Consider the following 19838-nt stretch of genomic DNA (forward strand, 5'->3'; position numbering starts at 1 on the left):
CTCATCCCTTTTTATCCGGCATAACCGGCCTGCTGACGCATATAATCTCGCGGAGAACTGCCGAGCATGCGCTTGAACATTGTCGTATAGGCCGCAGCGCTTTCATAACCGGTGTCGAACGCAACCGATGTAATCGGCTCACCGGAAGCAAGCTTAGGCAGAGATGCGAAAATACAGGCCTGCTGACGCCATGTCACAAAACTCACGCCGGTTTGCGCGCGGAACAGCCTCGTAAAAGAACGGCGGCTCATGCCCATTTTCTCTGCCCAGCTGTCAATATCCGCAGCCGGATCCGGCGCTTTTAAAAATGCTTTGCACAATGCAGCCAATGCCGGTTTCTCCGGAAACGGCAGTCCCAGCTCACGCACCGGCAGGCGCTTAATCTCATGGAGCAGCAGGTCAAAAAGCAAGCCGCTGCGCTCATCATCCGCATCAGGTTTTTGCAGCTTTACCACCTCTGCCAGCAGGCTGCGCACCAGCTCATTAACCGACAGCACGCAAGGATGGCCGCTATGGTCATAATCGCGCATATAGACCGATTGCATTTCAACACCGGAGAACATTTCAACCCGATGCTCGATACCACGCGGAATAAGCAGCGCATGATCCGGCGGGATCATCCAGCGCCCGCGCTCAGTTACAACCAGTGCAACGCCTGAACGCGCATAAAGAAACTGCGTTCGGGAATGGCGGTGCATCGGGATCAGCAAGCCGCCCGGATATTGTCTGGCAAGGGCTACAACCGGATCAGCGGCATGTTCGATCAGATGAAAACCCTGCGAAATCAGTGTATTTATATCATCAGGACTATTTAAATGCATGATTTGGCCCAGTTAAGAAACTTTACGTCCTTAGCACGAAAGCAGGCCAGAGAAAAGCGGACTAAGCAGAATGCTGCCAGTCAGAGAAAAATCAAAAAGCGGCATCCGGTCAGATACGGCACAGAGCATCATCTTTATCGGCGCTGAACGCTACATGAAATATTGACCTCTGACTTACAGAAAGAATGCATATTTCCGGCTGACGCCGGACAGCGCGTGACTTCAAAAAAGGCATAACATATCCGGAGCACTTGCAATGACGACCGTGACCAGCCAGTCACCAAAAATAACTGAAGCCACAACCGTTTCACTGATTGTGGTTGTCAGCTTCTGCCACATGTTCAACGATATTATGCAATCGCTGCTGTCAGCGATCTATCCGTTGATTAAAACCAATTATAATCTGGATTTCCGTCAGATCGGCTTCCTGACCATGACCTTCCAGATCACGGCCTCCCTTCTGCAACCGGTTATCGGCATTATCACGGACCGCTGGCCGATGCCTTATTCTCTGCCGCTCTCCAGTGTCAGCACATTCACCGGCCTTTTGCTGCTCGCCAATGCCGACAGCTATACGGTGCTGCTGATCGGCTCCAGCCTGATCGGTCTGGGATCGGCGATCTTTCATCCAGAGGCTTCACGTGTGGCGCGTATTGCCTCCGGTGGTCGCCACGGCTTTGCCCAGTCCCTGTTTCAGGTCGGCGGCAATTTCGGCTCCGCACTCGGCCCTCTGCTTGCCGCTTTCATCATTCTGCCAAATGGTCAGTCGAGCGTTGCATGGTTGGCAATCATTGCGGTTTTCGGCTTTATCGCGCTCACCCGTGTCAGCCGCTGGTATGCTGAAAAACAGCGTCAGAGCAAAAACAAACCTGCTGCAGACCGCACTCTGCCGCTGCCGCAGGGACGCGTGATGTTCGCCATTCTGGTTCTGGTGCTGCTCACCACGACCAAAAATGTGTATATGGCCAGTATTTCCAGCTATTTCACCTTCTTCGTCATCGAGAAATTCGATGTCACGGTACAAAATGCTCAGTTGATGCTGTTCCTGTTCCTCGGTGCATCGGCAGCCGGTGTTTTCATCGGCGGCCCGATCGGTGACAGAATGGGCGCCCGTTTCGTTATCTGGTTCTCGATCCTCGGCGTTATTCCTTTCGCCCTGATGATGCCTTATGCTAACCTGTTCTGGACCTGTGTTCTGGCCGTTGTCATCGGCATTATCTTCTCCTCGGCATTCTCCGCAATTGTGGTCTTTGCACAGGAGCTGGTACCGGGACGTGTCGGCATGATCGCCGGTGTATTCTTCGGCTTCGCATTCGGTGCGGGCGGTATCGGGGCTGCATTGCTCGGCGATTTTGCCGACAGCCACGGCATTGAATATGTCTATTGGCTGTGTTCATTCCTGCCACTGCTCGGCGTGCTGACAATATTGCTGCCGCGCCTGCCGAAAAAAATGGCAGCATAACCGGCCCATAAAAGAGAACGGGGAAGACCTTGCGGTCTTCCCCGTTTTTTTATCTCAATCATTATTCCGGAGCGCACTTTTCCGTCGGGACCTAATCGCCGGAAAAGCAAAAACGGGAACCGCCGCTTGCTCCGGAACAAAGACCGGATATTATTTCTTGATAGTTTCCAGCAGCTCGTCATAAGCCTTGCAGGCTTCATTCATATCAGTGGTACCCTGATACTTGGTCTGCATTTCCTGCGACTTTGTCATAATTTCCTGAGCGCGGCTCGGATCTTTCGTCAACACTTCCTGAATTGCAGCAGTTAAGTCTGTTGCCTTCTTGGTCAGTTCTTCCTGCGTGCAGGCAGATGCTGCGGAACTTGCAGCAGCAGAGATGAGCAGTGCAGAAAAAGATGCAGCAACCAGTGTTTTGAATTTCATAGAAGTATCTCTCTTTATGATCTGTCGATAAACGAGCAATATTTTATGCACCGGCAGCTTATGTTGGTGTTTTTATCTTTCAAAATAACAAATTATTTTCACTTAAAACAAAAACCACCTGCCAGTGACAATATTTCCATTTCTGCCGAAAATGGATTATAGAAAGCAACAGGACTATGGGGGAGCAATATGTTACGAGTGGCGTTTTTGTCTGTTGCGGTACTGGGTATGACGACGATTGTCTGGGCGCAGCCCATAGATACATACTGGGCGCGCCTGAGCAAACAGGATCATTACAACTCATCAGGCGTGGCGCTGAATTCCGCAGCCACGATTATCCGTCAGGATCGCGCTAATTTTTACATTTTTGGCAAAATGGATCCGGAAGATGAATCCGACGTGTTTTTCAACGACAAGGCGAACCGCGCAAAGCTGGAGAAAATGCTTTCCGAAGGCTCACTTTCCGACCGCGACCGTGCAATTATTGAAAACGGCACACCGCTGATACGCGTGGATATTCATCCTGAACATGTCGAAGTCACTGTCGCGCAGGACTAGAGCATTTCACAGTCAAGTTGGATCAACTTGACGCCCGTGATAATGCGACCAAATAAAGAATCCAGAGCGAGTGCTATGATCCAATCTGGACGTAAACCGCTCTAGAGCGCGTCGCGTTTAATTGCGCGCGCTCTAAACAGATTTCAGGTCTTTCCAGAAATAGATCGTGCCGGTCAAAGTGCCGAAAGGATCGAGAGCGAAATCCGGCACCTCGCCGACCCGCTTAAAGCCCAGCCGCTCATAGACTGACACCGCAAGACTGTCACTTGCCGTATCAAGCATCAGATGTGTGCGGCCATGCTGCAATGCCAGAGCTTCCGCAGCCTGCATCAGCAATGTTGCCACACCGCGCCCGCGACAGGAGACAGAGGTCATCAGCTTGCTGATCTCCGCACGATGCGGCTGGTTCGCGGTCTGCACCAGAACCAGACTGACTGTACCGGCAAGCTTCTCACCGTCAAAAGCACCGAGAATAATCCGCTCTCCGCTCTGCGCAGAGTTCATCGCACCCTGCCAGAATGCCTCTGCCGTTTCCGGCTCGAGAGGATGCATGAAGCTGACAGACCCGCCGCTGGCGACTGTTTCAACCAGAAGATCGCGCAGCTGTGCGATATGTATATTATCATAAGGCAGAGGTTTAATTTCGAAGCCAGTCATAACCATCAGCTTTCACAAGAATGAAAATCCGCATAAATTATTTTGAGCGTGTTCCTGCTGTAAACAGCATAAATTACTAGCTTTAAAAAAAGCAATAAATATTTGAATTATCTAATTTAAAACAGAGCCAATATGCTCTCAAAATAAAAAAGCAATTTAAAAAACTTGCCCTCATAATCGGGCAAACTTGCTGGTCATAATTAGGAAAGCTGCTTAAGAGCAACCTTAGCAATGGTCTGGGGGCTGATGTGTATCAAATTCTTTTAAAAGCAACATTCGTGACTGCCTTGGTCGTCGCGTTGAGCCAGATATTTTCATTCAGCATCCGTTATGCATCCGGCCAGCCCTTCACTGCTTTTGTCTTTCTGATGAATTCAATTATGCCTGTACTGACCGGCTTTCCGATCAGCATGTATATTTTCATACAAAACGCCAAACTGAAAAAGACATCAGACGAGCTGACAGAGGCTAACAGGCTGTTGCAGATACGCGCCGACACTGACAGCATGACCGGTCTTCTGAACAGAAATGCTTTTCTCGAGCAGGTCAAACACGCCAACAAAAACTGCACGCAAGCAGCATTGCTGGTGATAGACGCCGATAATTTTAAAAACATCAATGATCTTTACGGTCATCACGCCGGTGACAAAGCTCTGACTGCAATTGTCAGCGCGCTCCGCTCGCCATTGCGGGTGGATGACCTTATCGGCCGTATCGGTGGTGAAGAATTTGCCGTATTCCTCAGCAATACCAATATGGCTGAGGCGCAGAATATTGCCGAGCAATTACGCAAGAGCGTTGAGGCAATCAATTTCACGCCCCTGCCGGATCAGCCTTATCCGCTGACAATCAGCATCGGCATCGCCCTTTCCTCCGGCATTGTGACTACCGCACAGCTCATCCGCATGGCAGATCAAAGCCTGTATCAGGCAAAAGCAAACGGCCGTAATCAGGTGGTGCTCAACCAGCAAAGTCTTAGCCACAACCGCAACACCACCGGTTAAGCCGAGTGCTTACGCACGGACATATCAGCTCACAAAAAAGACCGTTCGCAATCTCTGCAGAACGGTCTTTTTCGTTTCAGCACTAGTGAAAGTGCTTATTCGAGCCCGAGAAACTGAAACGGTTCTGTTTCCTTAAACTGCTCATTCACATTGCCGGCAAAGACATTGGTCTGGTTTTCACCCAGATCGAGCTTTTTGACCTTGCCGGTCTCAGCGGAAAAATCCATGCCTTTCAGATCGACCCAGAATGTATTGGGTGTCAGTGCAGACTCAAAGAAATAGAGTTTGCGCTTCTGATCGGCCACAGTCCTCCAACGTGTGGAAGAGATATTCGGCTGATCCGGCGTGGTAATACCATATGGCACCGACACATTGCGAATAACGCCAAACACACTTGCCAGCGCCACATCCGGATTTTCGCTCTTCGGAATGGCATTAATATAGAATGATGCGCGGGCAAAACGGTCTGCGGCACGATTGGTGCCCGGCAGCATGACTGTGCCGCCGATTTGCTGCCAATAGCTGTTCAGTGCCAGCTGCTGGTCAAAAGTCGGGGAATTCGTCATGACCTGATATTTACGGTTGTGATGAATAACCTGCTTGCCGTCGATATATTCGATAATTGCGCTGTCACCGCTCGCATCGGAAATGGCCAGATGCAGCGTTGCCAGTCTGCTTTCACCCGGAACCTTATCGGTAACAATCGTATAAGGCTCGGTCTTCAGCGCGGCAACAGCTTCTTCCACCGTTGCGTAATTATCAAGTACATATTGCGCCCATGCAGCAATTGTCAGGCCGGGTTTGTCTTTTGTAAATTCCGGATATTCGGACTCTACCAGCCATAAAACGCTGGCAGAAAGCCCGACTTCATTCATGCCGTCTGTGGTTGCAATATCATAACCCGAAGCGATGACGCTGCCATATTTCGATGTCCACTCAATCGAGTTTTCACCGGCCTCGCCATTCCGCTTCATGCCCTTCGGAAACAGCCAGAGATTGGTCGCCACATCCACTTTCCAGTCCATGGAACGAGCCGTAATCACATCATCATTTGCGCCCTGATAGACGACACGCGTGCAGGCTTCCGCAATCAGCGGCGAAGCGAATAAGGACAATGCAACTGTTTTAGCCACAAGCGCGGAACGAACCGCTTTACGGTGCAGAAACATCAGAAAACCCCGCTTTTTGAATAAGATCAGAACCGCATGGACAGGCCGAGAACCGGACCGTGCTGCACGACATCCCATTTAAAGGTGTGGCCGGTAAAATCGTCACCCTGATAATCCTGTGACAGAACGCGGTAGCCAATGCGCAGATTGGTCGGGCGGTCAAACAGGAAAGTCCGGTAACCGAGATAGGCCTGTGCATTCACGCTGAGTTTGGAGCCGACGCCAAAACCGCCGATATCAGCCTCACCGGACAGATTCCAGCGTTCGTTCAGGTCAGTTTTCAGGCGCACACCAATAAACGGGTCTGTCCATTCTGCTTTTTTGGTGACACTGAATCTTCCGACAGCAAGATCAGCTTTGATTTTTGTCCAGCGTACACCCACTGTCGGCTCGACTGTAAAACGCTGCGGATCGTTGAAAACGGTTACGCCGCCCAGTTCCTGCTCATAAACGCGATAGAATGCACCACCGGCAATTGAGGTTGTCTTCACATTCAGAGCCAGCTCATTGGCGAACAGATTTTCATCCTGTGTGGTGGAAACATATTGGCCGTCGATATAAAAACCCAGCGGGCCTTTAACAATCTCGACATTTCCCATCACCGCCATATCAAGATTATCAAAAATCTCGGAGAACGGGATATTCACATCCGTATGAATACCGGCCAGAGCAGATTTACCTTTGAGCGAAGCGCCCCAGACATAAGGACTGACGATAATCTTCCAGCCGTCTTCGGCAATATATTGCGGCTGAGCCACATCGGCAGCCATTGCGTTACACATCATAGCCAGACCGGAAAGCGCTGAAGTCGTGAGAAGTGCAATATTACGCATAAGCAGGCATGCCCCTTGCCGATAAATTAAGAATCTATTGAGAAAATAGATGATTATGGCAGCGGGTCAACTTCCGTCCGAAGTATTCAGCCAGCATTTCCAATAAATAACATGATAAGACAAAAATAAATTGAACAGGCGGATTAAAACAGCTGCAACAGCAAGCAATGTTCAAACTGTTTTTATTTCCAGATCATAGACCAGCACACCATCTGTACCGCCCTGCGCTGCAGCCACAATCTTCGCGCCCGTTTTCTGATGTTCAGGATCAGCAAGATAGGCATCACGGGACGCAGCATCAGCAAAATCTACGATAAAACCTTCCGAATAGTCTTTATCCATACCGGTTTCAGGGCTGACATTCTTGCCAATATGCACGGCGAGCAGCCCTTTTAAACGAGATTTTAATGCCGCAATTTCTGCAAAAATCGCATCCTTCTCAGCCTGTGAAACCGATGCTTTAAAGTGAATGAAAACACAGTGACGGATCATAAGGTTGCCTATCTAATTTGTGTCCGTGCACGCGGACGGAAATCATTGCGCTCATCGGCAAAAATCACGGCAGGCAGCGGCGGTAAACCACGTATAATATCCGCCGCTTTTTCCCCCACCATGATTGTCGGCGCATTGGTATTGCAGGACGGCACGCGCGGCATCACCGAACTGTCGCAGACACGCAGCCCCTCCAAGCCATGAACTTTAAGATCAAGACCGACAACTGCATCTTCACCCGTTCCCATTTTGCAGGTGCCTACCGGATGATGATCAGTTTTCGCATTGGCGCAGCCATAATCAAACAAGTCCTGATCACTCATCACCTGCTTACCCGGCAGTTTTTCCGCCAGAATAAAAGACTTCAAAGCCACCTGATCGAAAATTTCACGTGCGATTTTCAATCCCTCAATCGACATTTTAACATCATGGGGATCAGACCAGTAATTCGGGTCAATCAGCGGCGCAGCCGCCGGATCAGCAGACCGCAACCGCACCGTGCCGCGCGAACGTGGATGCAGATAGGCGGAATTAAGTGTGACACCGGCATTTTTAAGTTTTGCAACACCGGCTTCGATACCGGAGCCGAGGCCAAGATGAAACTGAATATCCGGCGAACGTGCTTGCGGATCTGCATACCAGAAACCACCGGTCTCGAACAGGCTGGATGCCACCGGCCCTGAGCGGAACAACACATATTCCAGCCCTGCCCACAATGTGCGATGCAACTTGGCAACATTGTCATAGGTATGATCGCCTGTGCATTCTGAAATCACAAACAGGTCAAGATGATCCTGCATATTAGACCCCACACCGGCCAGATCATGCTGAACCGTAACACCGGCAGATTTCAGATGATCCGCAGGACCAATACCCGATTGCAGCAATAATTTCGGCGAGCCGATAGCACCGGAACACACCAGCACTTCGCGCTCGGCGCGGATAATCTCAGTGCCTTTGGTCGTGGCAATTTCCACACCGACTGCCCGCGATCCTTCCAGCACAATGCGCGTTACGGCAACACCGAGCCGGATCGTCAGGTTCTTAAGGTTTTTCACCGGCTCAAGATAAGCAAGGGCTGCCGAAGAGCGGCGGCGGTTACGTTGTGTCAACTGATAGAACCCGACACCGGCCTGCGTTTTACCGTTAAAATCATGATTATAGGGAATACCAAGCTCCTGCCCCGCGCGGATATACGCATCGCAAATCGGCAAGGCTGAAACCGGCATCGACACGCCAAGCGGACCACCATACGAATGATAGTCATCTGCAAAACGCTGATTATCCTCAGCACGCTTAAAATATGGCAGAACCTCGCGATAGCTCCAGCCTTTGCAACCGTCTTCCTCAGCCCAGAGATCATAATCCGCGGCATTGCCCCGCGTATAAAGCTGGGCATTAATCGTCGAGCCGCCACCGATAACCTTTGCCTGCGTATAGCGCAGCACCCGCCCCTTCATATGTTTTTGCGGGACAGTCTCCCAGCCCCAGCTGGCAACACCTTTGGTCATCTTTGCAAAGCCTGCAGGAATATGAAACAACGGATTGCGATCACTGCCACCGGCTTCTAACAGCAAAACCTTCACATCAGGGTCTTCTGACAAGCGGTTTGCCAGAACACAACCGGCAGGCCCCGCACCGGTGATAATATAATCATAACGCATGGTTCTGATCCTTAAATCAGGTCATTTCAGAAATGCACGTCAGAAGCGCGCAATTGACAGGCCGCCATCCGCAGCAATCACTGTTCCCGTGGCGAAATGCATGGCACCGGAAGCAAGACCGGCACAAATCGCTCCGATATCCGCCGCCTCTCCCCAACGTCCGACCGGCACCAGCCCTTCAGCAATCAGCGCATCATATTTTTCTGAAACTTTTGCAGTCATATCTGTGCGGATAATGCCGGGACGGACTTCAAAAACCGCAATACCACTCTGAGCAAGCCGCAAAGCCAGTCCCTGACTGAAAGCCGACAGACCTGCCTTGCTGATACAATAGTCCAGCCGCTCGGGTGAACTGGCAGATGCGGAAACCGAGGTAATATTAATGATTGTACGGGGTTTCTGACTGTGCTTCACCGCCAGCATTAAGCGGACAACAGCCTGCGTAAAAAAGATCGTGCCCCGCAGATTAACATTCATAACCGCATCAAAATTTTCCGGACGCAACTCCAGAAAATCCCCGCGAATAACAGAGCCGATACCCGCATTATTCACAAGGCAATCAATTGTGCCAAAGTGCTGAAATATCGCATCAACCGTTGTTTGATGCTGACAGGTATCAGACAAATCCGACTGCCAGTAATGCGCATCGGCCCCCAGTGCACCGAGTTCCGCGAGTACAGGATCGTCAGTCTGAACAGACTCTATTCCAGTAAGCGCAACATCAAATCCCGACTGCGCAAGCGCTTTGGCAGTCGCTAAGCCAATACCGCGACGGCCGCCGGTAATCAGAGCAACAGGACGCTGTGCAACTGTCATGACTGCAAATCCTTTGCAGAAATATGTGCGGCCACCCGCAATGCCTGCGCAGCAATTGTGAGTGCAGGATTAACCGCTGCAGATGTCGGCAGAAAAGATGCATCAACCACAAACAGATTGGGATGGTCATAGGCACGGCAAAAAACATCCAGCGGTGCCTGTGCCGGATCACTCCCCATCCGCACCGTTCCGCATTGATGTGACGGCGTGCGCTTGTCAAAAACACGGGACAAAACGAGCGGAAAACCAGCCGCCTTCAGCACTGTTTTCAACTTTTTCACCAGATCAAGATGCGCCTGCCAATTGGTGCGTTGCCACTGCATGATGATGCGCTCGCCATCCACCATAATCCGGCTGTCCGGATGCGGAAGATCCTCGCTCATCGCGTAGAAATCGATGGCATGGGCGGAGAGTTTATTCAGCATCCATAGCGGCACTTGCGGCAGGCTGGCTTTGAGAATCTGTCCGGAAATACGCCCCAGAAGCTGCACATTTCCTAAAGGTGCTCCACCCTCACCATCGGAAAGATAGAAATCATTAAGGCCGAAAGTCTTTTGATAAACAGACGTGTTTTTATACCATGGCGACACGGCCAGAACCGCACTCGCATTATGGTTCATGAAGTTACAGCCAACCTGCCCTGAGGAATTGGCCAATCCCTGAACGTGCTGCGCATTGGCTGAGCGCAGCAGCAAAGCGGCAGATTGCACAGCTCCCGCAGACAGGATCACCAGTTTCGGTGTCAGGCGATGCTCAGTGCCGTCTTTCACATAGCAGACACTCTCAATATGCCTGCCGTCAGCAACGGTGTTCAGTTTTGTAACCCGTGAACCCGTTTGCAAGCGTATATTGGAATGCTGCAAAGCTTTGGCCAGCGCAGTCGTTTCAGCATCCATTTTGCCGTCATCGCAATTGGGATGCGCATCCCACGGCGTTTTGGCCTTGCGCAACCAACGCTCCACATCCACACCCAGAGGCAGTGAAAAAGGCTGCAAGCCATTAGCCTTCAAACGTGCCCTTACCTTAGCAATTGCAGGCTCTTCCGGCACAGGCGGAAAGGCATAGGCTTGCGAATGAAACGGTTCAGTCGGATCGTCACCCGCAGCGCCCCGCACCTGATAAAGCTGCTCGGCCTCAGAATACCACGGCTCAAGCTCTTCATAGGCGAACGGCCATGCAGGAGACACGCCCTCCCTGTGTTGCATCTCCTCAAAATCCTCGGCACGGTAACGCAACAGCACCGCACCGTAGAATTTTGAATTGCCGCCGACATTGTAATAATTACCGGGATTAAAAGCTGTATATCCGTCTGCACGGGCGCTTTTCTCATACCAGAACTCGTCTGGCCGGAAAAAGCCGCGCTGGAAAATTGCAGCCTGATCGCGATTTTCCGGTCTGTCCGGCAAATGCCCGCCAGCCTCAAGGATCAGAATATCAGCGCCGCTCGCCGCCAGCCCCGAAGCGATTGTTGCCCCGCCGATGCCTGAACCGATAATGACAATATCCGGCTGCCTGGATGAGGAAGTACCCATGCACTTATCTCACGCAATACGCTGTTGCGTTTGCGGATCAAAGAACACGGCTTTATCCAGATTAAAGGCCAGCCGCTCAGTCTGCCCCGCATGGATATGCGCATCTGCCCGCAATCGCGCTACCACTTCCTTACCACCAAGCTTGGTCACCGCAAAAGTGTCCGATCCTGCCGGTTCCACAACCTCAATGTGGCAGTCACCTTCCGCGATAGTGCCCGCATTGCGGTCTGTACCGTCAGGATCAGTCAGCGCCTCAGGACGGATACCGAAGACCACTTGTTTACCGGCATAGGCGTCCAGTTCCTTCTGTCTCGCAGGCACCGGCAGTTTCAGCGGATCGCTATCTGGTCGCTCAAGTGAAATCTGCAGCCCCTGCGCACTGTTTTCAACGGTTGCAGTCAGCAAATTCATAGCTGGTGAGCCCATAAAATCCGCTACGAACATATTGACCGGACTGTTATAAATTTCTGCCGGTGTGCCGAATTGCTGCAAAATTCCATCTTTGAGAACGGCAATTTTTGTTGCCAGTGTCATCGCTTCAATCTGATCATGGGTCACATAAACGATTGTGGTTTTCATGCGCTGATGCAGACGTTTGATCTCGGTACGCATATCCACACGCAGCTTGGCATCAAGATTGGATAATGGTTCATCGAACAGAAAGACCTGAGGATTGCGCACCAGCGCCCGCCCCATTGCCACACGCTGGCGCTGACCACCGGAAAGCTGGCTGGGTTTGCGATCCAACAAATGCCCGATCTGCAACATTTCCGATACGTCGCGAATGGCCTTTTCACGTTCGTCTTTCGGAACGCCGCGCACTTCCATGCCGAATGCGATATTTCCGGCAACCGTCATATTCGGATAAAGCGCATAGGACTGAAATACCATGGCAATATCACGTTTGGACGGCGGCAGATCAGCTACCGCTTGACCATTAATGGCAATATCACCGGAGCTGATCGGCTCCAGTCCGGCAATCGTGTTGAGCAAAGTGGATTTTCCGCAGCCGGACGGCCCGACAAGCACCAGAAAACCGCCCTCCTCAACCTCAAGACTGATATCCTTGAGAATTTCTACAGCCCCGTATGACTTGCGAAGGTTTGTGATTTTAAGAAATGACATATTTTATCCCTTCACAGCACCGGACATCAGACCGCGTACAAAATAGCGGCCGGAAACAATGTAAACGATCAGCGTAGGCAGCGCCGCGAGGATCGCCGCTGCAAAATGAACATTATATTCCTTCACCCCCGTTGAGGATGAGACAAGATTATTCAGCGCCACTGTCATCGGCGTGGATGACGCACCGGAAAATGACGCACCGAACAGAAAGTCATTCCAGATATTCGTGAACTGCCAGATGACTGAAACCACGATAATCGGCCCCGAAGACGGCAGCAGAATGCGCCGGAAAATCTGCATGAAACTTGCCCCGTCGATCTGGGCGGCACGCACCAGCTCCGTCGGAAATGCCTCGTAATAATTCCGGAAGTACAGCGTTGTGAAGCCAAGACCATAGATGACATGCACCATGATAAGCCCCCAAATTGAACCGGAGAGCCCCAGCATTCCGAGAATACGCGCCATCGGGATCAGCACAATCTGAAACGGAATGAAGCAGGACAAAAGCAGCAATCCGAAGAAAATATTCGAACCGCGAAAACTCCATTTGGTCAGCACATAGCCGTTGAGCGCACCGACAATGGTGGAAATCGCAACAGCAGGCACCACCATCAGAATGGAGTTGATGAAGAACGGCTTCACGCCGGTTGGCTGCACACCGATCTGCGCTGTTGACCATGCAGACAGCCACGGCTCGATCGTCCAGCTTTGCGGCAGATTGAGCATACCGCCCTGCCGGATTTCCTCCAGCGGCTTGAAAGAATTGACCACCATCACATAAAGCGGCAGCAGATAATAAACGGCGAAGATCAGCAACAGCGTATAGATCAGCGCTCGCGTCAGCCTTTTATGCGAGATTGCATTTTGCGGATTGTCAGAACCACTCATCAGCGCTTCCCTCCGCGAATTTCTGCATAAAGATAAGGGATGATGATCGAGAAAATCATCGCCAGCATGATAATCGCCGAAGAAGCACCGATCCCCATCTGATTACGGGTAAATGTATAGGAATACATAAAAGTTGCAGGCACTTCGGTTGCCTGTCCGGGGCCGCCGCCGGTCAAAGCAACAACAAGGTCATAGGCCTTGATCGCCAGATGCGCGAGCACCACAAAAGCCGACAGGAAGACCGGCCGCATCATCGGGATAATAATCCGGCGATAGGTCGTAAATGTCGATGCGCCGTCTATCTGCGCGGCCTTGATGATTTCATTATCCACGCCGCGCAAACCGGCCAGAAACATCGCCATAATAAAACCGGAAGACTGCCAGACAGCTGCAATCACCACACAGTAAATCGCGTAATTACGATCTTTAATCCAGTTGAAGTGAAAGCTCTCCCAGCCCCAGACCTGCATCGTATGTTCAAGCCCGATACCCGGATCGAGAAACCACTTCCATGCCGTGCCGGTTACAATGAAGGACAGCGCCATCGGATAAAGATAAATCGGGCGCAGAAACCCTTCGCCGCGTATCTTCTGATCCAGCATAATCGCCAGAAACAGCCCGATTACCGAGCAAATAATGATATAAAGTGACGCAAAAATCGCCAGATTGGAAATTGCCCGCCACCAGTGCGGCAGCGCCCAGAGCTTGGAATAATTCTCCAATCCTACGAAATTATAGGATGGCAGCATCTTACTGTCTGTCAGCGACAGAAGCCCCGTATAGGCAATGAAGCCATACACAAAAATCAGGATAATAAAAAAGCTCGGAGCCAAGACAAGTTTTGGCAACAGCTCCTGCAACCAGCTGCGGCTATTCATGGTCAATCACCACACTTGGCACATATCCGGCCAGACAACCGGACAGGCGCTTAAAAAAATTCAATTTCAAATGCTGTCAATAAATGACCGGTCACAATCCGTGCCGGATCACAGAGGCTGCGCAAAGGCAGCCTCCGGTTTTGCAATCAGTTTACTGAGCGGCGGCAACGGCTGCCACAAGCTCTTTCACAGCTTCTTCCGAAGTCAGCTCACCGTTAAATTCGCGGGTTACAACGTCGTAAATCGCATTTTTAACAGCGGCAGGATTGGCATAGCCATGCGCCATGGAACCGAGCATTGTGCCCTTCTCACTGGCTTCCTTCACATCGGCGATTGCCTTTTTACCGCAGGCATCAAAAGCGGTATCCGGTACATCGGTACGTGCCGGTGCCGAACCTTTAACGACATTGAAAGCGGACTGGAATGTCGGGCTTTCAATCGCGGAAGCCATTTGCAGCTGTGCCGGAACTTTGTCTTCCGCAACTTTGAACATCGCAAACATATCGGAGTTGAAAGTTACAGCACCCTGTGTCCCCGGATAACGCATACAGACGAAATCCTCCCCCGGCTTCTTACCGGCTTTGACAAATTCGCCCTTTGCCCAGTCGCCCATAAATTGCAGACCGGCTTTCCCCTCAATCACCATCGCTGATGCCAGATTCCAGTCACGACCGGAGAAATTATCGTCCACATAGGAGCGCAGCTTGGTCATACGATCGAAAGCCTGTTTCATCGTATCACTGCCAAGGGCTTCCGGATCGAGATCAATAAAGGCTTTTTTGTAGAAATCCGTGCCGAATGACAGCACCACGGCATCAAAAATCGTGCCGTCCTGCCATGGCTGACCGCCATGCGCTACAGGGGTAATGCCCTTTTCTTTAAACTTGTCCAGCAGTGCAATCAGCTCATCCCAATTGGCCGGTTCTTTACCGCCCGCCTTGTCGAGTGCTGCTTTGTTGATCCACATCCAGTTGGTGGTGTGAACATTCACCGGAGCGGCAATCCAGTGACCGTCATATTTGGCAAATTCCTGCAACGGTGCGGGAATAACCTTTTCCCAGCCTTCTTTACCCGCGACTTCATCCAGATTGCCGAGTGCGCCTTCTTTTGCCCAGTCACGAATATCAAAACCGAGCATCTGTACGGCGGTCGGCGGATTTCCCGCGGTAACACGGGCACGCAGAACGGTCATCGCTTCTGTACCGCCGCCACCGGCAACCGGCATATCCGTCCAGCCGATCCCTTTACCTTCGAGATCTTTCTTCAATACATCCAGAGCTGCCGCTTCGCCGCCGGCTGTCCACCAGTGCAGCACCTCTACATTCTCCGCAGCCTGAGCCGCACCTGCCATAAAACCTAAAGCCATTGCTGTTGTTGTCATAAACTTGCGCATCGTATTCCTCCCGTTTGCAAGTTGTCAGCAGCGGAAACCTCCCGCTTGGTCATTACCTGCTGTCCTCCCGAACAGCATAAATTTTCGGCTCGCAAGATTGATCGGGCTATTCTTTTACGACCAACCGTCAGGCGAAATAGGACGTTACAATTCTCCGTTCGTCAAGCAGTGTTCTGCAAAATTCAAATCGATTAAAATATTATTCTTCAGCCGCGCTCCCGTCACGCACCCAATGCGTTTTTCGCGAGCCGATATGCATATTCAGAGTTTTTGTTTCCGTGTAATCTTCAACGGCATGGCGGCCAAGCTCTCTGCCCTGTCCGGATTGTTTATAGCCGCCAAACGGCAATTCCGATGCACCATCCATAAAAGTGTTCATCCAGATTGTGCCGGATCGCACCTTGCGCCCCACAGTCAGACATGTATCGAAATCACGGCTCCAGACACTCGCTGACAGGCCGTAATCTATGGAATTTGCAATATGAATTGCCTCTTCCGCAGTTTCAAATGTCAGTACAGACAAGACAGGGCCGAACACTTCCTCACGCGCCACAGCCATATCCGGCGTAACGCCCGACAGCAAAGTCAGCTCCATATATTGGCCGCTGTCAAAATCCACGGTTCCGCCGCCGGCACTCACTGCTGCGCCATCCGCTTTGGCACCGGATATATAGGTTTTGATTTTCTCCAGATGCTGCTGACTGATAATTGCACCGACCTGCGTTTGCGGATCAAGCGGATCACCCAGTCTCACCTTTTTTGTGAGGGCAATAATACGGGAGATCACATCATCCGCGATATCTTTATGCAGAATCAGACGTGAACCCGCATTGCAGCACTCACCGGCATTGAAATAAGCGCCGAATACCGCAGCATCGATAAATGCATCCAGATCAGCATCAGGAAAGACAATTTGCGGGTTCTTACCGCCAAGCTCCAGCGACACTTTTTTCAGTGTCTGCGCTGCATTCGCCATAATCAGACGACCGACACCGGTTGAACCGGTGAAAGACACCATATCCACATCAGCATGTGTGCTCAGCAGTGCACCCGCACCGGCACCTGTACCGGTGATAATATTTACAACACCGGCAGGAACACCTGCTTCGGTCAGAATTTCACCGAGGATCAGTGTGGAAGCTGATGTCATTTCCGAAGGTTTGACCACACAGGAACATCCGGCAGCAAGAGCAAAAGGCAGCTTCTGGCTGATAATCAGAAACGGGAAATTCCACGGCGTAATCATCGACACAACGCCGATTGCCTCGCGCAGCACAACGCCCAGCGTGCCGTCACCGAGCGTATTATAGCTCTCACCATGCAAATCACGGGCAAGTGCCGCCGCATAGCGCCAGATATCAACAGCACCGGCAATCTCGCCCCGCACCTGACTGATCGGCTTTCCGGCTTCAACAGCATCCCAGAAGCTCAGTTCTTCTGCACGTTTCTCAATCATATCCGCGATTTTCAGCAGGATATTGGAGCGCTCGGCACCGGTTTTGCTGTTCCATATTCCAGTATCAAAGCTCTGTTTTGCAGCAGCAATCGCGCGTTCTGCATCAATATGACTGCCTTCAGGATAACGGCTCACCGGCACTCCGTGCCCCGGCGCAATGCGTTCCAGCATCCTGCCGGAGGTTGCGACCACCCATTCGCCATCAATCAGCATTTTAAAATCACGAACAGCGATATCTGCCGGAGGCTTGGGCGCGATCAGAACGGCCATTACCATTCTCCTTTAAAATTTGCCGGACGTTTGCCACTGAAAGCAGCAACCCCTTCTCTGAGATCACCGGTTTTGGCGGCCAGCATGGAACCAAGCGTTTCAACCGCTGCGCCATTATCCTCGCCATTGGCAACACCGATCATCAGCTTGGATATTTCAAGCGCCGCAGGCCCGCGTGTAACAATACGCGCTGCATAGGCCTTGGCAGCCTCCAAAGCTGATCCGCTTTCAACAACCTGATCCACCAGCCCAAATTTGCAGGCTTCTTCGGCAGCGAACATCTCGCCGCCCAGCACCATACGCCGGATAATCTGCGCACCCAAACGCTGCACCAGACGCTGTGTGCCGGACCAGCCGGGAACCATGCCGAGTGATGTTTCCGGCAGGCCGATTGTAACATGCTTTTCGGCTATGCGGATATCCGCCGCTCCGGCAAGTTCCAGCCCGCCGCCAAGCGCATGGCCGTTTATCGCGGCGATCAGTGGCATTCTTAACGTTGCCAGCCGGTCAAAAACCCGATGACCGAAACGCACCCATTGATGGCCGAATTCATTGGCCTGCATCGCGCCCCATGCCTTGATATCACCACCGGCGGAAAAGGCTTTGCCCGCGCCGGTAAGAATAACAACCCGCACTGCACTATCCGCCTCAACCGCATCACAGGCCGCCGACAATTCCTTCAGCATTTCAATATCAAATGCATTGAGCTTATCCGGCCGTGTGACAGTGATCGTGGCAATGGCGCCGTCACGGGAGGTTATGATACGCGGCTCAGTCATGATCTGCCCCCTCGATCTGCTCTTGCAAGATACGCTGCGGTTTTTCCGGCAAAGTCAGGCCAAGTGGTTCTTCCCTGAATAAAGCAGCATCCATCAGTTTCAGTTCCGGCGAAATAATGAGCGGAAATTCCGACTGCTCCAGAATATGCGCCTGCAAATCCACACCCGGTGCAATTTCCGTGAGCATGATGCCCTGCGGTGTCAGCTTCATCACACAGCGCTCAGTCACATAGGTAATATCCTGTCCCTGCGCGACGGCGCGGCTGCCGGAAAATGTGACATGCTCCGTTTCATTGACCAGCTTCTTCAGCTTGCCTTCTTTTTCAATAACCAGTCCGCCGCCCTCAATGCCGAGCTTTGCACCTGCATTGAACATGCCGGAAAAGACAATCTTCTTTGCCCGTGCAGTAATATCGACAAAGCCACCAGCGCCCGCTGTCACATGCGGGCGGAAAGACAACCGCGATACATTGACGGAACCGTCACGTCCGATTTCAAGAAAGGACAGCAGCGAGGCATCAAAGCCGCCGCCCTGAAAATAGGTAAACTGATAGGGCGAAGGCATATAGGCATCGGCATTGGAGGCACAGCCGAATGCAAAATCCAATAGCGGCACACCACCGACAGCGCCCTGCTCGATCACCCACGTGACTGAGCCGTGCAGCCCTTCTTCCATCAAAATACGCGGCACATTGGCTGAAATACCAAAACCGAGATTAACGCAGCTTCCCGCTTCAAGCTCCTGCGCAACACGCCGTGCAATGACCTTCTGCACATTGAATTCCGGCACGCGGAAACTCTCCAATGGTCTGAAAATCTCACCGGAAATCGCCGGATCATAAACTGTCTGCGTTGTCTGTTTCTGTTCCGGATCAACGATAATATAATCGACCAACATACCCGGAACACGCACATCATGCGGTTTCAGCGAGCCCTGCTTGGTAATGCGCTTCACCTGCGCGATAACAATGCCGCCATTATTGCGGGCGGCCAATGCCTGATCCAGCCCGCCGAGAGTGGCTCCCTCATGCTCATAAGTGAGATTGCCGTGTTCATCAGCCGTTGTTGCACGAATAATGGCGACCTGCGGTATGATATTGGGAAAATAGAGCCATTCTTCATCCGCAAACTCAATCTTGCGCACAACCGGCTCCCGCTGTGCTGCCTCGTTCATGGCGCAGCCCTGCCGGTCAGGATCGACAAAAGTGTCCAGTCCGATTTTAGTTATCACACCAGGTCGTTTGGCAGCAGCCTCACGATGCATATCAAACAGAATGCCGGAAGGCACATTATAGGCAGGAATTTCATTCGCACCGATCATCTGCCAGATCAGCGGCGGTTCTGCCGATGACGGGCCGGACGGATAAGACCCGCCGATAATTTTCGCCAGCAGACCTTTTTTAGCAATATGATCGATGCCTTTGATACCGCTCATATCCCCAGCCGCAATCGGATGCAGCGTCGTGAGATTACGCGGATGCCCCGTTGCCTCAAAGTGCTCACCGATAGCTCTGAGCATCAGATCAGGGCAGCCAAGTCCGCTTGATGAGGAAACAGTAACCACTGCATGATCGGGGATCAGAGCCGCGGCCTGTGCGGGAGTAATATGCTTGCTCAT

The 19838-nt window shown here is 51.8% G+C and carries 19 protein-coding genes; 3 read left to right on the forward strand and 16 right to left on the reverse strand.

The annotated features are described in order from the left end of the window. Positions 1-11: 11 nt before the first annotated feature. Positions 12-821: a helix-turn-helix domain-containing protein gene (locus tag K1X45_RS03245; RefSeq protein ID WP_022711695.1), complete on the reverse strand. Its 810-nt coding sequence runs from the start codon at positions 819-821 to the stop codon at positions 12-14. A 256-nt stretch (positions 822-1077) separates the two neighbouring features. On the opposite strand from K1X45_RS03245, the gene K1X45_RS03250 reads away from it, so the two are divergent. Next, positions 1078-2283 (forward strand): MFS transporter, encoded by a 1206-nt coding sequence (locus K1X45_RS03250; protein WP_075654926.1) that lies wholly within the window; start codon positions 1078-1080, stop codon positions 2281-2283. A 150-nt stretch (positions 2284-2433) separates the two neighbouring features. On the opposite strand, the gene K1X45_RS03255 is transcribed toward K1X45_RS03250, so the two are convergent. Continuing rightward, positions 2434-2706 (reverse strand): hypothetical protein, encoded by a 273-nt coding sequence (locus tag K1X45_RS03255; RefSeq protein WP_022709435.1) that lies wholly within the window; start codon positions 2704-2706, stop codon positions 2434-2436. A gap of 189 nt (positions 2707-2895) precedes the next feature. Between K1X45_RS03255 and K1X45_RS03260 the strand changes: the two genes are divergently transcribed. Next, positions 2896-3264, forward strand: a complete 369-nt coding sequence (locus K1X45_RS03260; RefSeq protein ID WP_220159830.1) for a hypothetical protein — start codon at positions 2896-2898, stop codon at positions 3262-3264. Positions 3265-3396: 132 nt separating this feature from the next. Here the strand turns inward: K1X45_RS03260 and K1X45_RS03265 are convergent, their stop codons facing one another. Next, positions 3397-3921, reverse strand: coding sequence for an N-acetyltransferase (locus K1X45_RS03265; RefSeq protein ID WP_220159831.1), 525 nt, complete (start codon positions 3919-3921; stop codon positions 3397-3399). A 380-nt stretch (positions 3922-4301) separates the two neighbouring features. On the opposite strand from K1X45_RS03265, the gene K1X45_RS03270 reads away from it, so the two are divergent. Then, a complete protein-coding gene (locus K1X45_RS03270; RefSeq protein WP_255560507.1) occupies positions 4302-4925 on the forward strand; it encodes a GGDEF domain-containing protein in 624 nt (207 codons plus the stop codon). A gap of 95 nt (positions 4926-5020) precedes the next feature. Here K1X45_RS03270 and K1X45_RS03275 read toward each other — a convergent pair whose 3' ends face one another. The 13 genes from K1X45_RS03275 to K1X45_RS03335 all read right to left on the reverse strand — a co-directional run bounded on the left by K1X45_RS03275 (position 5021) and on the right by K1X45_RS03335 (position 19838). Then, complete coding sequence (locus K1X45_RS03275) at positions 5021-6094, reverse strand: linear amide C-N hydrolase (protein WP_075654922.1); 1074 nt, start codon at positions 6092-6094, stop codon at positions 5021-5023. A 26-nt stretch (positions 6095-6120) separates the two neighbouring features. Next, positions 6121-6927, reverse strand: coding sequence for a hypothetical protein (locus tag K1X45_RS03280; RefSeq protein ID WP_022709430.1), 807 nt, complete (start codon positions 6925-6927; stop codon positions 6121-6123). A gap of 171 nt (positions 6928-7098) precedes the next feature. Continuing rightward, entirely contained in the window at positions 7099-7419 is a 321-nt protein-coding gene (locus tag K1X45_RS03285) for a Dabb family protein (protein ID WP_220159833.1), read from the reverse strand. Positions 7420-7427: 8 nt separating this feature from the next. Next, positions 7428-9083, reverse strand: a complete 1656-nt coding sequence (locus tag K1X45_RS03290; RefSeq protein ID WP_220159834.1) for a GMC family oxidoreductase — start codon at positions 9081-9083, stop codon at positions 7428-7430. Between the two features lie 39 nt (positions 9084-9122). Next, the gene (locus K1X45_RS03295) at positions 9123-9899 is read right to left on the reverse strand and encodes a 3-ketoacyl-ACP reductase (RefSeq protein WP_220159835.1); all 777 of its coding nucleotides are present in this window, start codon (positions 9897-9899) and stop codon (positions 9123-9125) included. Next, entirely contained in the window at positions 9896-11431 is a 1536-nt protein-coding gene (locus K1X45_RS03300; RefSeq protein WP_220159836.1) for an FAD-dependent oxidoreductase, read from the reverse strand. The genes K1X45_RS03295 and K1X45_RS03300 overlap by 4 nt, the downstream gene beginning before the upstream one ends. 9 nt (positions 11432-11440) lie before the next feature. Then, complete coding sequence (locus K1X45_RS03305; RefSeq protein WP_220159837.1) at positions 11441-12556, reverse strand: ABC transporter ATP-binding protein; 1116 nt, start codon at positions 12554-12556, stop codon at positions 11441-11443. Between the two features lie 3 nt (positions 12557-12559). Further along, on the reverse strand, positions 12560-13444 hold the full coding sequence (locus K1X45_RS03310; RefSeq protein WP_022709424.1) for a carbohydrate ABC transporter permease: 885 nt from the start codon (positions 13442-13444) through the stop codon (positions 12560-12562). Continuing rightward, positions 13444-14322 carry a carbohydrate ABC transporter permease gene (locus tag K1X45_RS03315; RefSeq protein WP_022709423.1) on the reverse strand — a complete coding sequence of 293 codons (879 nt, stop codon included), beginning with the start codon at positions 14320-14322 and terminating at the stop codon, positions 13444-13446. The genes K1X45_RS03310 and K1X45_RS03315 overlap by 1 nt, the downstream gene beginning before the upstream one ends. 151 nt (positions 14323-14473) lie before the next feature. Further along, the gene (locus K1X45_RS03320) at positions 14474-15715 is read right to left on the reverse strand and encodes an ABC transporter substrate-binding protein (RefSeq protein WP_220159838.1); all 1242 of its coding nucleotides are present in this window, start codon (positions 15713-15715) and stop codon (positions 14474-14476) included. A gap of 199 nt (positions 15716-15914) precedes the next feature. After that, entirely contained in the window at positions 15915-17441 is a 1527-nt protein-coding gene (locus tag K1X45_RS03325; protein WP_220159839.1) for an aldehyde dehydrogenase family protein, read from the reverse strand. Further along, positions 17441-18220: an enoyl-CoA hydratase/isomerase family protein gene (locus K1X45_RS03330; RefSeq protein WP_220159840.1), complete on the reverse strand. Its 780-nt coding sequence runs from the start codon at positions 18218-18220 to the stop codon at positions 17441-17443. The genes K1X45_RS03325 and K1X45_RS03330 overlap by 1 nt, the downstream gene beginning before the upstream one ends. Then, entirely contained in the window at positions 18213-19838 is a 1626-nt protein-coding gene (locus tag K1X45_RS03335; protein ID WP_220159841.1) for an acyl CoA:acetate/3-ketoacid CoA transferase, read from the reverse strand. Before K1X45_RS03335 ends, K1X45_RS03330 begins: the two co-directional genes overlap by 8 nt.

Origin of the sequence: Pseudochrobactrum sp. Wa41.01b-1 (assembly GCF_019464455.1) — a bacterium.
Lineage (GTDB): Bacteria > Pseudomonadota > Alphaproteobacteria > Rhizobiales > Rhizobiaceae > Pseudochrobactrum > Pseudochrobactrum saccharolyticum.